The following is a 13,675-nucleotide window of genomic DNA, read 5'->3' as shown; positions in this document are numbered from 1 at the left end:
TCAGTTCGAAAGCACGCGGTCGATCCAGCCGAGGAACCCGCCCTCGGCCTTGATCGGCTGCAGCGCCGGCGCGTCGACCTTCGCCGCGCGCTCGCTGCGGGCTCGCGGCGGCAAATAGCGGTTGGTCGGCTTATAACCGAGCTCGGGCATCAGCGCGACGCCGCCACGCTCCTCGACGAGTTGCGAGATCGCCGAGGTGGGATCGCCGAGATCGCCGAAATGCCGGGCGCTGGTCGGGCAGGCGGCGACGCAGGCGGGCACGCGATCTTCCTCGGCGAGATTGTCGTTGTAGATACGGTCGACGCAGAGCGTGCATTTCTTCATCACGCCGACATCCGTGTCGAATTCGCGCGCGCCATAGGGGCAGGCCCAGCTGCACAATTTGCAGCCGATGCATTTATCCTCGTCGACCAGCACGATGCCGTCGGAGGCACGCTTGTAGGAGGCGCCGGTCGGGCAGACGGTGACGCAGGCCGGCTGCTCGCAATGCAGACAGGAGCGCGGGAAGTTCACTGTCCGGCCGCCCCGCTCCGTCGTGTGCTCGTAGGCATGCACCCGGTTGAACCAGACGCCGTCGGCATGGCCGCCATAAGGGTCGATGTCGGTCAGCGGCGCCATATGGCCGCCCGTGTTCCACTCCTTGCAGGCGGTGACGCAGGCCTGGCAGCCGACACAGATATCGAGGTCGATGACCAGCCCGAGCTTCTTATCGGTTTGGGCGGGAAGGCAGGTCATTCGGCGGCTTCCCTCTTCATGCGGAATTCCGCGCCGAAGCGAAGTATGTCGGGCAAAGATTCGAAATGCGCCGGCCGGGCAAAACGCTCGAATTGCGGCTCGGTGAAGCCGGCTTCGTCCGCCGCGCATTTGACGATGCGCACGCGCACGTCAAACCATGCCGCCTGTCCGGTGACCGGATCGGAATTCGAATAGCGCTTGCCGTTGGCGTCGGCCGATGTCTGGTCGCCGATGATGTGGTTGAGCAGGAAGCCGCGATTGCTCTCGGCCGCATCGTCCTTCAGCCCCCAGCTGCCGCGCCGCTTGCCGATCGCGTTCCAGGTCCAGACCGTATCGGGGTTGACGCCGTCGATCAGCTTGATCTGGCCCTTCACCCTTCCGTTGACGCTTTCGATCCATGCCCAGTCATCGTCGGCAAGGCCGAGCTTGCTGGCCGTCTGGCGATGGACGAACAGCCGGTTCTGGCTGGTGATCTGCCGCAGCCAGGCATTCTGCGAACCCCAGGAATGGTACATATGCATCGGCCGCTGCGTCAGCGCATGCAGCGGATATTTTTCGAGATCGACGGTGTCATCCTCGAAGGGCGCGTACCAGAAGGGCAGCGGGTCCATATAGGCTTCGATGCGGCCGCGTTCGGCGTCGGGCGGCTGCACCTTGCCGTGGCCACGCGCTGCCAGCCTGAACCGCTGGATCGGCTCCGAATAGAGCTGGAAGACGATCGGCTCGGCCTTGGCGATGAAACCCATCTCGACCGCGAAATCGAGATAGGCGCGGTTGCCCATCTTGTGATAGCGCTGGTCGTCGGAAAAATCGTGGTGCCAGAAGCCGCCATTGTCGATGTAGCGCTGCAACTGGCCGGGGTTGACGTCGCCCTTGCCGATTGCGTCGCCATCCTTGCCGCGCCAGCCGGCTAAAGGGCCGATGCCGGGGGTGCGCTCGTGGTTGACGATATAGTCGGCATAGTCGCGGTATTTCGCCGAGCCATCCTCCTCGACGAAGCCTGGCAGGCCCAGCCGCGCGCCGAGTTCTATCAGCACCGACTGGAACGGCCGCACGTCGCGATCTGGCTGCACCACGGGGTGGCGAATGGCGTCGGCGGCTCCGTCGGCATGGCTGATCGGCCGGTCGAGCAGGCTGATGCAGTCGTGCCGCTCGAGATAGGTGGTGTCGGGCAGCACCAGGTCGGCGAATGGCACGGTCTCGGAGTAATAGGCGTCGGAATAGATGATGAACGGGATCTTGTACGCGCCGGCCTCGTCCTTGTCGGTCAGCATGGAAATCGTCTCGACCGTGTTCATCGACGAGTTCCACGCCATGTTCGACATGTACATGAACAGCGTGTCGATCGGATAAGGATCGCTGGCCCAGGCGTTGCGGATGACAGAATGCATCAGCCCATGCGCGGCCAAAGGCGCTTCCCAGGAATAGGCCTTGTCGATGCGGACTGGCCGGCCGGCTTCGTCGACGAGAAGATCGTCCGGCCCGCAGACGAAGCCGAGCGGCATGCCGTCCAGCGGCGTCATTGGCTGGGCGTTCTTGCCGGCTGGCTTCGGTCCCGGCGGCGCGCAGCGCGGATAGGGCGGCTTGAAGCGGAAGCCACCCGGAACGTCGACGGTGCCGAGCAGAACCTGCAGCAAATGGATGGCACGGCAGGTGTGAAAGCCGTTGGAATGGGCCGAGATGCCGCGCATGGCATGCATGGACACAGGTCGTCCCTTGATCGTCTCGTGCCGGCGGCCGGCCCAGTCGGTCCAGGTGACCGGCAGCTCGATCGTCTGCTCGAAGGCGACATGCGCCAGCTCCGCCGCGATGCGCCGGATGGTGTCGGCGCTGACGCCGCAACGCTCTGCCACGGTATCCGGCGAGTAGCTCTCGTCCAGATAGCGATCGGCGATGAGCTGGAACACCGGCACACAACGCTGCCCGCCGACCTCGTAGCTGCCGGTCAGCGCCGGCTTTGCCTCGGGTCCGGCTGCGTTGACCGGACGCTTGGCCACCCTGTCCCAAGCCAGCGGGTTGCCGTCGGCGCCGCGCACAAAGAGTCCGTCGTCGGCCGCGCCCGGCTCCTGCACGACGAGCACCGACGCATTGGTGTAACGCAGCAGATAGTCGAGATCGACGCGCCCGGCCTTGAGCAATTCGTGGACCAGCGCCAGCACGAACAGGCCGTCGGTGCCCGGCCGGATGCCGATCCAGTCGTCGGCGATGGCATTGTAGCCGGTGCGGCAGGGATTGATCGAAACCACCTTGGCGCCGCGCGCCTTGAGCTTGCCGAGGCCGATCTTGATCGGGTTGGAATCATGGTCCTCGGCAACGCCGAACAGCATGAAATATCGGGTGTTGTCCCAGTCGGGCTCGCCGAACTCCCAGAACGAGCCGCCGATCGTGTAGAGCCCGCCGGCCGCCATGTTGACCGAGCAGAAGCCGCCATGCGCTGCGAAGTTCGGCGTGCCGAATTTCGACGCCCACCAGCCGGTCAGCGATTGCGACTGGTCGCGTCCGGTGAAGAAGGCGAGTTTTTTCGGATCGGTGCGGCGGATCGCCGACAGCCTCTCGGTGGCGATGTCCAGCGCCTCGTCCCACTCGATCTCGCGGAACTCACCGGAGCCGCGCGGGCCTGTCCTCAGCAGCGGTTTCCTCAGACGCGCCGGGCTGTAATGCTGCATGATGCCGGCGCTGCCCTTGCCGCAGATCACGCCTCGGTTCACCGGATGGTCCTTGTTGCCGTTGATGTAACGCACCTTGCCGTCCTTGATGTGGACGTCGATGCCGCAGCGGCAGGCGCACATATAGCAGGTGGTCTTGGCGATGCGGTCGGAGACGCTGGGCGAAGTCTCGACGCCGTCGCCCTCATTTGGCGCGTGAGTATCGGAAAGAGGCCGTTGCGAGGGTGCGGAATTGGCGCCCCGCGGCGCGGCTTTGCTCATGATCCGCGAAAACTCTTGCCGTTCGCCATCTTGGCCTTCGCCTTCGGTCCCGGGCCGCGCATGTAGTGAAGTTCAGGATGATAGCGCTCGCCGGCAAGCTGCCGCTTCAGCCGGCGGCTCCAATGCGCGAATAGGGATTTGAAGCGCCCTGCCATTTCCCACTCTCGCCCCTTGGCGATCAATTTTTTCCAACCTCGGGCAAAAACTTAGAACAAAGCAATTGATCCGTCTAACAAGCAGCTCTTGTAATTCTGATCGATTCTGCTTCTTAGTTGATCCATGACCCTCGATCAATTGCGCATCTTTGTCGCTGTCGCCGAACACGGCCATATGACCAGGGCCGCCGAGCGGCTCGGCATCTCGCAATCGGCGGCGTCGGCCGCCATCCGCGCGCTCGAAAGCCAGCATGGCGTGCGCCTGTTCAACCGGGTCGGCCGCAACATCGAATTGGCCCAGACCGGCCACCGCTTCCTGCCGGAGGCGAAGGCGGTCCTGGATCGCGCCGCGGCTGCTCGTGGCGTGCTGGAGGATGTCTCGCAGACCGTCGCCGGCAGCCTGTCGATCGCGGCCAGCCAGACCATCGCCAGCTACTGGCTGCCGCGCCGCCTGGCTGCCTTCCACGAAGCCTATCCCGCCGTGAAGCTGAGCGTCACCATCGGCAACACCAGGCAGGTCGAGACCAATGTGCTGGATGGACGCGCCGATTTCGGCCTGGTCGAGGGCCGAACCGAGTCCGACATCCTGCGCCGCGCCACGGTCGCCGAGGACCGCATGATGCTGGTGGTGGCGCGCTCGCATCCCGAGATCCCGATGACGCGTGCCGGAAACCTCGACATCAGGGCGCTGCGCTGGATCATAAGGGAAGGCGGGTCGGGCACGCGCGAGGCGCTGGAGGATTTCGCCCACCGCCAGGGCGTTCCGCCGGCGGAGCTGCAGATATTCCTGGTTCTGCCCAGCAACGAGGCCGTGCGCCAGGCGGTTGAGGCCGGAGCGGGAGCGACGATCATCTCGGAGCTCGTCGTCGCGCGCTCCCTGGCGGAGGGAAGCCTCAGGGCCGTTCCGGTCGAACTGCCCAGGCGCGACTTCGCCATGATCACGCACCGCGACCGCCAGGCCAGCCTCGCCCAGATGGCGCTGAAGGCGCATCTTGGTGGAAAGATCGGCTGAACAGCGCGGGTTATGGACCGCTGACCCAGAACAATGACCATCGTGTCGAGATTGGCCTAAGCCTCCGAAACTTCGTCATCCACGGGCGGAGCGACGCGAAGCGGAGCGCAGACCCGAGGATCCATTCCGTTACCTTAACCGGAGAATGCAGCTGAGCAGAATCTGAACCGCAGCGGCGCTCCGATGTCACGGAATGGATCCTCGGGTCTGCGCGCGTCGCTTCGCTCCTTGCTCCGCCCGTGGATGACGACGTCACGGGCGTTTCGGCCAACCTTCCGGGCATGCCATCGCTTCACGATGGACAACCCCGGCAGCTGCCTTGCGGCAAAACGCTCAAGCGTATTTGCGCTGCGCGTCGAGCGCCAGGCCAAGGCCGACCGAGCCGAACATGTCGCCTTCGATGACAGCGGCCTGCGGCACCAGCGACAGGATTTCCCGCTTGGCCAGCGGGATCGCGGTCGAGCCGCCGGTGAGGAACACCGCAGTGATGGCGGAGGCATCGACGCCGGCGTCGATGATCGTCTGCCGTACAGTCGCGGTCACGCGTTCGATGTCGCCGGCGATGGTCTCCTCGAGGCCCGCGCGCGTGATCTCGGCCGCGAAGCGCGCGCCGGGCAGCGACACCTTCACCTCGGCCGAAGGGTGGTCGGTGAGCGTGATCTTCGCCCTTTCGACCAGGCCCGCCATTGCATGGCCATAGCGATGCTCGACGACATGGATGAAGCGGTCGACGAGATCGGCGCGCTCGGCCTCGTAGCGAATCTGTCGCAGGTCGGTCATCGCCTTGGCGGTGTAGACGAGGTTGATGCGCTGCCAGGTGGCTAGGTCGATGAAATAGGCTGCCGGCAGGTTGCGCTTGTGGTCCTTGGTGCGCGTCAGATAGCCGAGCTCGGGCATGACATGGGCTATGCTGAGCAGGCGGTCGAAATCCGTGCCGCCGATATGGATACCCCGGTTGGCGAGGATGTCGGCCTTGCGATCATTGGAACGGGCACGTTCCGGAGAAACCCGCACGATGGAGAAGTCGGAAGTGCCGCCGCCCATGTCGACGATCAGCGCCAGCTCCTCGCGGGTGACCTTCTGTTCGTAGTCGAGCGCCGCCGCGATCGGCTCGAACTGGAAGGCGATATGCTTGAAGCCTTGCGCGCGCGCCGCCTTCTCCAACTCGCCCTGCGCCTTCGCGTCGGAGGCCGTGTCGTTATCGACGAATTGCACGGGCCGGCCGAGCACCACGTTCTCGACCGGACCGCCGGCGTCTTCTTCGAGCCGCTTCTTCAGATGGCCGACGAACATGCCGATAATGTCGATGAAGCCGATCTGGCGCGTCTTGATGCGGGTCTTCTCATTGGCGAGCGAGCTGCCGAGCACGCTCTTCAGCGAGCGCATCAGCCGGCCTTCGATGCTATCGGTATAGTCGCTGATCGCGCGGCGGCCGAAATAGGTGTAGCCGTCCTCGAAGTTGAAGAACACGGCGCTCGGCAGAGTGGGTTGTTCGCCCTCCAACGCCACCAGTCGCGCCCGGCCGTCGCGGATCACCCCCACGGTGGAATTGGACGTGCCGAAATCGATGCCGCCGAATGCCGATCGCATCGCAGCCTCCTGTCGTTGCCTTGTGGCAGGGACGCCAAGCGCGCCGTCGTCCGGATGGCCGGACCGCTCTGCCGAACAGATTGTGCTTGTTTACCCTTGGGTTGGGAGGCGGCGGTTTATCGCATGATCGCCCGCAGGGAAACCCTTTGCGGCTTTAATCTTTGCGGAAGATGATCCGGCCCAGCCAGCCGGTCAGCATGGCGAGGGATATGGCGAACACGCCGTAGAGAAAAGAATAGTCATGCGCGACCCGGAAGACCGACTGCTCGAAGCCCGATTTTCGGATCTCGAGCTGGGCCGAGCTTTCCTTGACGAACATGCCGCTCTTGAACAGGAAGGCGCGGGCTTTGTGGGTGCCGACCGGCACGTTGGGCGCGAGCCGTACGGTGGCGCGAAACAGGTTCTGCGACAGGAACTGCACACCGCCGACATTTTCGCTGTAGAGGCCCGTCGCCGCCTTGCGCTCGCGAAGTGCCGCGGTGAACTCCTCGATGGTCGCCGGGCTGTCGGTGTCGTCGGCGGGCTTCAAGTACAGGTTCTGCGCCCCGAGCGAGAGCTGCTTGTATTTGGCAGGCTCGGCGATGTCCTGCAGCGGCCGCGTCGTCGCGACGGAGTAGGAGACAGGCACATTCTCGAACGTCTCCGAATCCAGATTGATCCAGACGCCGAGCACGCGGTCCTTGCGCCGCACCACGACCGGGCGCGGCGGTCCTTCGAGCACGACGACCACGTCGTAGCGGCCCTGTCTGGCGATCAGCGGGTCGGGATTTTCCAGCGATCCGAAGATGGTGAGGTCGGCGCCGGAGAAGCCCGCCGTGATGGAGATCGCGTCGGTCGAAAGGCCGATCTGGATGCTTTCGGTGGGCGGCGCCTGCGCCGTCGCCGGGGAAAGGGCAAAGAGCATCGACAACGAGGCGGCGGCTGCAAACGCTCTCAATCCCGCCATCAGTTGAGGCCCGCGGCGGACAGCGAATAGAGATTGGGCGGCGTCACGAAGAGATCGACGGCAAGGCGGATGGCGACCGCCAGCACCAGCATCGCCAAAAGCGCGCGCAGCTGTTCGCCGCGCAGCCTCTGCCCGGCCTTGGCGCCATATTGCGCGCCGGCGACGCCGCCGGCCATCAGCAGGAAGGCCAGGATCACGTCGACCGTCTGGTTGGTCGTGGCATGCACCAGCGTGGTGTAGGCCGAGGTGAAGATGATCTGGAACAGCGAGGTGCCGACAACGACATTGGTCGGCACCTTGAGCAGGTAGATCAGCGCCGGCACCATGATGAAGCCGCCGCCGACGCCCATGATTGAGGATAGGAAGCCGATCCCGGCGCCGAGCCCGAGCACTGGGATGACGCTGACGAACAGCTTCGAGGCGCGGAAGCGCATCTTGAACGGCAGCCGGTGGATCCAGTTGTGCTGGCCGGATTTCTTGAGCACGGGCGCTGCGCCGCTGCGGCTGGCGCGCAGCGCGTTGAGGCTTTCCACCAGCATCAGTCCGCCCACGGTGCCGAGCAACACGACGTAAAGCAGCGAGATGAACAGATCCAACTGGCCGAGCCGGCGTAAGAGCGCGAAGACGAAGATGCCGGCCGTCGAGCCGACGATGCCGCCGGCCAGCAGCACGCCGCCCAGCTTGAAGTCGAGCGTGCCGCGCTTGAAATGCGACAGCGCGCCGGAGAAGGAAGAGGCGATGACCTGGTTGGCGCCGGTGGCGACCGCGATCGCCGGCGGGATGTTGTAGAAGATCAGCAGCGGCGTGATCAGGAAGCCGCCGCCGACCCCGAACATGCCCGACAGGAAACCCACCGCCGCGCCCATCGCCAGCAGCACGAAGACGTTGACGGAAATTTCCGCGATCGGGAGATAGATGCCCACCCGGCTGTCTCGATCAGTTTGTCTGTCGGCGCATAGTGCCGTCCCCGGACACTAAAGCACCGAAAAGCCAATTTTTTCTTGCGCCGGCGCGGCGGCAGGGTCGAACCCCTGCCGCCGCGCCGAAACAAAAACCATCTCAATCAGTTAACAGGCAAATGTGTGGCAAGGCGTCGCGTATGCGACGCGCCTGCCTTTATTTCTTCGCAAGCAGCGCCTTGACGAGCGGCGCGTCGATCTCGCCGGTCGGCGTCATCTTGTTGTCGGTCTGGAAGGCCATGATCGCGGTCTTGGTCTTGCCGCCCATCACGCCGTCGGCGCCGCCGGCATCGTAGCCGTTCTTGTTGAGGATCAGCTGGATGTTCTTCACCGCCTTCTTTATGTCGATGCCGGCGGTGGTCTGCGGCGTGCTGTCCTGCCAGGATTCCGGAATGTCGGCCGAGTTGGCGGCGGCATTGAGTGGCTTGGCCTTCCACAATTCCGTGGCCGCGCGCGCCCGCTCGAGCTGCTCGGGCCTGAGCGCATTGGCGATCTCGTCGCGCTTGGCTGCGGCGTCCTTGTCGCCGGTCTTGGCGACCAGGGCGAACCACTTGTAGGACTCTTCCAGGTTCTGCTTCATGCCGACGCCCTTGGCCGCCAGGATGCCGAGGTTGAACTGGCTGTCCTTCACGCCGAGGTCGGCGGCTTCCTGGAACCAGTGTGTCGCCGATTCATTGTCGGTCACCCCGTCCGCCGCCATGGCGAACAGCACCGCGAGATTGTGCATGGCGCTGGCGTTTCCCTGCTCGGCGGCGAGCTGGTAGTAGGTCTTGGCCTTCTTGATGTCGCGCGCGACGCCGATGCCCTTTTCGTAGAAATTGCCGATGCGGTATTCGGCCGGGGCGAAGCCGAGCTCGGCCGACTGCTCGTACCATTTGGCGGCGGCCTTCATGTCCTCCTTCACGCCACGCGATTCGGCATAGCGCGAGCCGACCTCGAACAGCGCCTTGGCGTCGCCGCCGGCAGCAGCCTCGCGCAGCGCCACCGGACCGATTTCGGAAGGAATGTCGAATTTGGCGGCTGCCGTCTGGCTTGCCGCGGGCGGCACGGCGCCTGTCGTGTCTGCGGAAGTTGCCGCCGGCGCGCCGCTTGCCGCGCTGTTCGCTGCCGGACCGGCCGCCACGGGCTCCTTGGTCGCCGGCTGCGTGTCCGTATCCGTCGCGGTGGCAGCCGCGGCAGTGGGTTCGGATGGTGTCGCCGAAGCCATCGGCGCGGGTGTGGCAGGCGCTGCAAGCGCCACTGGCGCGGATGCCTGCTCGGCCGGCGTGGCAGCGGCACTTTCGGGGCTTGCGGGGAGCGATGCGTCCGGTGCCGGCTCCTGGACCGGCTCCGCCTGTCTGACGGGACGCGCAGGCGCGCTCTCGGCCTGTGCCGCCGCGGCGTCAATCTTCAGTGTGTCGGTCTTTTGCGTGTCGGTTTGCGGCGCGGCGTTGAGCGAAGCCGTCTCGACCGTTTGCGTGGAGAGAGCGGGTTGGTTGTTGGCCGTCTCGACCGGATCGGACAGGAAGGCTTTGCCCAGCTGCAGGCCGGCCAGAGCCATCATGATGGCCGCCGCCGCCATCAGGATCGGCTTGCGCCGCGCCTTGAGCAGGTCGCCGATCCGCAGTGCCTTCACCGGGCCGGTCATGGTCGATTGCCGCTTCAGCGTGTCGGCTTCCGCCGCTGCCGCCTGGGCGGCACGCCGGGCCGCGGCGATGAAATCCGACTTCGCGGCATCACTGTCGGTGCGCCGGGCCGGCTGGCCGCCGCGCTCGTCGCGCACCCGCTTCATGATGGCGTTGAGGTCCGGCGCGCCGGAACCGGGCTCCAGCGGCCGGTTGGCGGCCTTGGGGTCGAGCGGTTCGTCGATGTCGACGCTCGGCACGTCGCCGACCGGCGCCGAGCCGGCAAGCGGCTGCGTGTCCGCGTCCTTCTTGCCCTTGAAAGCGCGCGCCAGGCCGCTGAACATGGATTTCCTGCGGCCGGCCGTCTCGCTCCTGTCGCCGACCGCATCCGGTCCCAGCGCCGCCATGGCGGCTGCTGCAGCAGCCTCGGCGGGCGTGCGCGGTACGCTCGGCTCATCGCGCATGATCGCCGCGGCGCGGCCTTCAAGGCTGGCCATGTCCCCGGTGAGAGGCAGCGGCTGGTCGATATCCATTGAAGGCGCATCCTGCACCGCGATCTTGCCGCCTCGACCCCCGCGCTTGCTGGCCGGCTGCGGATCGATCAGCTCGCTGACCGCCTCGCTGGTCTCGGTCGCTTCCAGCGAGCCCAGTCGGTCGACGATCTTGAGCAGCGTGTCGTGGATTGCTTCGAAAGTCCGCGAGTTGCGCTCGTCGGAGCGGCGGGTGAGCGCTTCGAGCGTCTTCAGGTCCTGGGCCAGGCCGGCAACGGCGGTCGCGTTGGTCTGCGCCGTGCTGGAGGTCGACTCGGCGAGCGATTTGACGGCGCTCTCGGCCGCCTCGCGCGCCACGCTCAGGATGGAATCGCGCGTGCCGGCCAGCGACTTCTCGATCTCGTTGAGGCGCGGGCTGATGTCCTCGAATTCCGGCAGCGGCGTGCCGGGCCTGGAAAGATGCGCCGACAGCCCGGCGACCTGTGCTTCCAGGCTGCGAATCAGGGCCGGATCGATGCCCGCGACCTGCTGCGCCGACGATTCCAGCCGGCTGGAAATGTCCTCGAGCCGGTTCTCCAGCCCGCGGATCGCCATGTCGCTGGCGGGATCGGGCGCGCGCGTCTCGATGCGCTTGGCCAGAGCGGTGAAGCGGGCGTCGATCGCTTCCATGATGCCGGCGCTGTCGTCCTGGCGCATGCGCTGGTCGAGCCTGTTCGCCACCTCGTCCAGCCGACGCTCGAGATCGTGGAACAATGCGTTGCTCTGTTCGATTGCGTCTCCCTGGCGGCGCTCGAGCAGCATCGACAGCGCGTCGAAGCGCTGCTCCAGGCCCTGGAAGATCTGGTCCGCGTCGGGCATGGCCGGCGCGCGGTCCAGCTTGTCGGTGATGGACGCGATCTGCTTGCCCAGCCGCTCCATGGCCTGTTCGGGCAGGTCGACGCGACCGGCCAACTGGTCCACGCGGCTGGTGAGAAGGTTGAGGTGGTCGAGGACCTCGGCGCCGGGCCGCGACTGCGCGACCTCTTCGATCTGCACTGCCAGCGAGGCCATGCGCTTCTCGATCCGGCCGAAGCTTTCGGGGTCGAAGGCATTGGCCTGCGCGGCCACCGTCGAGGCGACGATGGCGCGGGAAATCTCGTCCAGCCGCTCGTCGATCATGGCGAGGGTTTCGCCGCCGCGCGCGGTCTGCTGGCTGGCGAAACGGTCGACCGCGCCGGCAAGCGTGCGCACCTTTTCCTCCAGCGAGCGCAGCGAAAGCGATTCCGGCAGGCTGTTGACGGCGCTGCTGATCTGCTCGAGCCGGTCGGTCAGCACTGAAAGGCTTGGGCCTTCGGCGCGCTTGCGCTGGTCGGCGTCGACACGGTCCTCGAAAGCGCTCCAGCGGCGGTCGAAATCGTCCCAGCGGCGGTCGACCTTCTGCACGCTTTCCTCGCGGGCCAGCGTGTCCAGCGCGCCCTTCACCTGTTCCAGTTCCAACCGCAGAAGATTGACGCTGCGGTCGTCGCTTTTTTCGGCGAGCGACTGGATCGCTCCCGAAAGCCGCTCGAATTCGAGGCCGAGCTCAGCGCTGCTCTTGTCGGGCATCGCGCCACGCTGGCTGTTGGCCTGCAGGGCGCGGTCGATATCCTGGCGGAACGCCTCGAATTCCCGCTGCAGGCCGGCGGTCATCTGGTGGCGCAGTTCCTCGCGCAGACCGCGCAGCTCGACGGCGATCTTGCCGACCATGGCGACGCTGTCTTCCTGGCCGCGCACCCGATCGATGTCGCGCGCGATCGCCTGATAGGCGGGCGCGGGGTTTTGCGGGGCGCGCTCCTGCGGTCGCGGGCTCTGTGGCGCCGGATTTTGGGGCGCACGGTCCAGGGGCCTTTGCGCGGAATAGGGATCCTCATACCAGCGCGGCGCCTGCCCATAAGGCTGCGCGCTTGGGTAACGCGGCTCGGCGGTCGGCCGCCGCGGGTCGGGGCGGTCGGGCATGTCGGCGCGCGTCCGGTCCAGCCGCTGCTCCAGCGTTTCGAGCGAGCGGTTCAGTTCTTCGAGCGAGGCGTGCGGCCGGCGCTGCCTGCCGGCGTTGAGTGTATCGAGATAGGACCGCTTGCTGTTCATCGATGCGCCCGTGTTCAGAGTGGCCGGCCAAAGACCGGTTTCCCAGTAGCCTGCCGGGTACGAAGCGAGCCGAGCGGTTTTGCTGCGGAGGAAGGCGAGCTTCCCGGGTTTTACCCGCGCTTCGAAAACCGTGAAAAATTCGCTACAGGATAACCACGGGTGACCGACATGCGCACATTTCGCCCAACGTGGTAAACAAGGCGTTAACCAAGCTTAAGAAGTCGCGCATAAATCGTGAGCCGTCTGACAAGCCGGCATCTGGGTGCGGCATAAAGGTTCGCTTTGACAACGCCCTTGCGTCACCCTGCGGCTGTCGATATAGGATTGACGTAAACGTAAAAGGTGCGAAGCCGTGCCTCTTGCGATTGATTTGTTGTTGCAACCACGATTGGAAGCACGCCCCCGCTTCCATTCTGGCGACGCTTGGTCCGCGACCGCGACGCCACCAGGGGAAAGCCAGTGACCATGAAACTTGTTTCGCCCGGCGAAGCCGCGGCCAATACCAATGACATACCAGCCGAAGCAGGTGAGGAATTCGTCCGCATCGGTGAGATGGCCAAGAAATACGGCGTGACGCTGCGCACGCTGCGTTTCTATGAAGACAAGGGCCTTCTCAATCCTCATCGCGACGGCTCGACCCGTCTCTACACGCGCCGCGACAAGGCTCGGCTGAAGCTGATCCTGCTCGGCCGCAAGGTCGGGTTCTCGCTGCGCGACGTCAAGCAGATGATGGATCTCTACGATCCGACCGGCACCAACACCAAGCAGCTGCGGCTGGCGCTCGACAAGTCGGAGAAGCAGCTCGCCCGCCTGCAGAAGCAGCGGGCGCTGATCGATGATGCTATCGGCGAGCTGAGCAACTCGATGTCGGTCGTGCGGCAGATGCTCGTCGAGCGCACCGCGCCGGCGCAGGCGAGCGCCGCCGGCTGATCGCCCGCTCTTCCGGAATACCGGGACGTAGAAAGCCGCGTGGCTATGGCCGCGCGGCTTTTTTGTCGTCACAATGCCTGACCGCTCACAAAAATTTCAGGCTGCGACGAAGTTGACGTTTACGCAAACGTCAATATTTGCTATCGCAGCATCGACATTGGCCCGGTCTCCCTGTCCAGGACAGGCGACTTGCCGGCCGGGCCGGGACTGTAAGGGTGGAGGA

At 65.4% G+C, this 13,675-nt stretch carries 9 protein-coding genes; 2 read left to right on the top strand and 7 right to left on the bottom strand.

Annotated elements, in window-relative coordinates; translation table 11 throughout:
• Genes EJ069_RS20225 through EJ069_RS32845 form a run of 3 tightly spaced genes read right to left on the bottom strand, consistent with a single transcriptional unit; the run spans position 1 to position 3,817 of the window.
• Positions 1-735, bottom strand: a complete 735-nt coding sequence (locus tag EJ069_RS20225) for a 4Fe-4S dicluster domain-containing protein (RefSeq protein WP_126062810.1) — start codon at positions 733-735, stop codon at positions 1-3.
• A complete protein-coding gene (locus tag EJ069_RS20220) occupies positions 732-3,662 on the bottom strand; it encodes a molybdopterin oxidoreductase family protein (RefSeq protein ID WP_126062809.1) in 2,931 nt (976 codons plus the stop codon). Before EJ069_RS20220 ends, EJ069_RS20225 begins: the two co-directional genes overlap by 4 nt.
• The gene (locus tag EJ069_RS32845) at positions 3,659-3,817 is read right to left on the bottom strand and encodes a hypothetical protein (RefSeq protein ID WP_189475902.1); all 159 of its coding nucleotides are present in this window, start codon (positions 3,815-3,817) and stop codon (positions 3,659-3,661) included. The genes EJ069_RS20220 and EJ069_RS32845 overlap by 4 nt, the downstream gene beginning before the upstream one ends.
• 124 nt (positions 3,818-3,941) lie before the next feature.
• Here EJ069_RS32845 and EJ069_RS20215 point away from each other — a divergent pair, with 124 nt between their 5' ends.
• Positions 3,942-4,829, top strand: a complete 888-nt coding sequence (locus EJ069_RS20215) for a LysR family transcriptional regulator (RefSeq protein ID WP_126062808.1) — start codon at positions 3,942-3,944, stop codon at positions 4,827-4,829.
• Positions 4,830-5,162: 333 nt separating this feature from the next.
• Here EJ069_RS20215 and EJ069_RS20210 read toward each other — a convergent pair whose 3' ends face one another.
• The 4 genes from EJ069_RS20210 to EJ069_RS20195 form a co-directional block, all read right to left on the bottom strand.
• Positions 5,163-6,419, bottom strand: a complete 1,257-nt coding sequence (locus EJ069_RS20210) for an Hsp70 family protein (RefSeq protein ID WP_126062807.1) — start codon at positions 6,417-6,419, stop codon at positions 5,163-5,165.
• A gap of 154 nt (positions 6,420-6,573) precedes the next feature.
• A complete protein-coding gene (locus EJ069_RS20205; RefSeq protein ID WP_126062806.1) occupies positions 6,574-7,365 on the bottom strand; it encodes a TIGR02186 family protein in 792 nt (263 codons plus the stop codon).
• A complete protein-coding gene (locus EJ069_RS20200; RefSeq protein ID WP_126062805.1) occupies positions 7,365-8,288 on the bottom strand; it encodes a sulfite exporter TauE/SafE family protein in 924 nt (307 codons plus the stop codon). The genes EJ069_RS20205 and EJ069_RS20200 overlap by 1 nt, the downstream gene beginning before the upstream one ends.
• A gap of 193 nt (positions 8,289-8,481) precedes the next feature.
• Positions 8,482-12,522 (bottom strand): SEL1-like repeat protein, encoded by a 4,041-nt coding sequence (locus EJ069_RS20195; RefSeq protein WP_126062804.1) that lies wholly within the window; start codon positions 12,520-12,522, stop codon positions 8,482-8,484.
• 465 nt (positions 12,523-12,987) lie between these two features.
• On the opposite strand from EJ069_RS20195, the gene EJ069_RS20190 reads away from it, so the two are divergent.
• Positions 12,988-13,452: a MerR family DNA-binding transcriptional regulator gene (locus EJ069_RS20190; RefSeq protein WP_126062803.1), complete on the top strand. Its 465-nt coding sequence runs from the start codon at positions 12,988-12,990 to the stop codon at positions 13,450-13,452.
• Positions 13,453-13,675 lie beyond the last annotated feature (223 nt).

Origin of the sequence: Mesorhizobium sp. M2A.F.Ca.ET.043.05.1.1, from assembly GCF_003952445.1 — a bacterium.
Taxonomy (GTDB): domain Bacteria; phylum Pseudomonadota; class Alphaproteobacteria; order Rhizobiales; family Rhizobiaceae; genus Mesorhizobium.
This window is presented reverse-complemented; position numbering and strand designations above follow the sequence as displayed.

Bases quoted from the DNA above. Each gene is read 5' to 3' on its own strand.
- EJ069_RS20215 (WP_126062808.1), top strand. From the start codon at position 3,942: ATGACCCTCGATCAATTGCGCATCTTTGTCGCTGTCGCCGAACACGGC.
- EJ069_RS20225 (WP_126062810.1), bottom strand. From the start codon at position 735: ATGACCTGCCTTCCCGCCCAAACCGATAAGAAGCTCGGGCTGGTCATC.
- EJ069_RS20195 (WP_126062804.1), bottom strand. From the start codon at position 12,522: ATGAACAGCAAGCGGTCCTATCTCGATACACTCAACGCCGGCAGGCAG.
- EJ069_RS20210 (WP_126062807.1), bottom strand. From the start codon at position 6,419: ATGCGATCGGCATTCGGCGGCATCGATTTCGGCACGTCCAATTCCACC.
- EJ069_RS20220 (WP_126062809.1), bottom strand. From the start codon at position 3,662: ATGAGCAAAGCCGCGCCGCGGGGCGCCAATTCCGCACCCTCGCAACGG.
- EJ069_RS32845 (WP_189475902.1), bottom strand. From the start codon at position 3,817: ATGGCAGGGCGCTTCAAATCCCTATTCGCGCATTGGAGCCGCCGGCTG.
- EJ069_RS20205 (WP_126062806.1), bottom strand. From the start codon at position 7,365: ATGGCGGGATTGAGAGCGTTTGCAGCCGCCGCCTCGTTGTCGATGCTC.
- EJ069_RS20190 (WP_126062803.1), top strand. From the start codon at position 12,988: ATGAAACTTGTTTCGCCCGGCGAAGCCGCGGCCAATACCAATGACATA.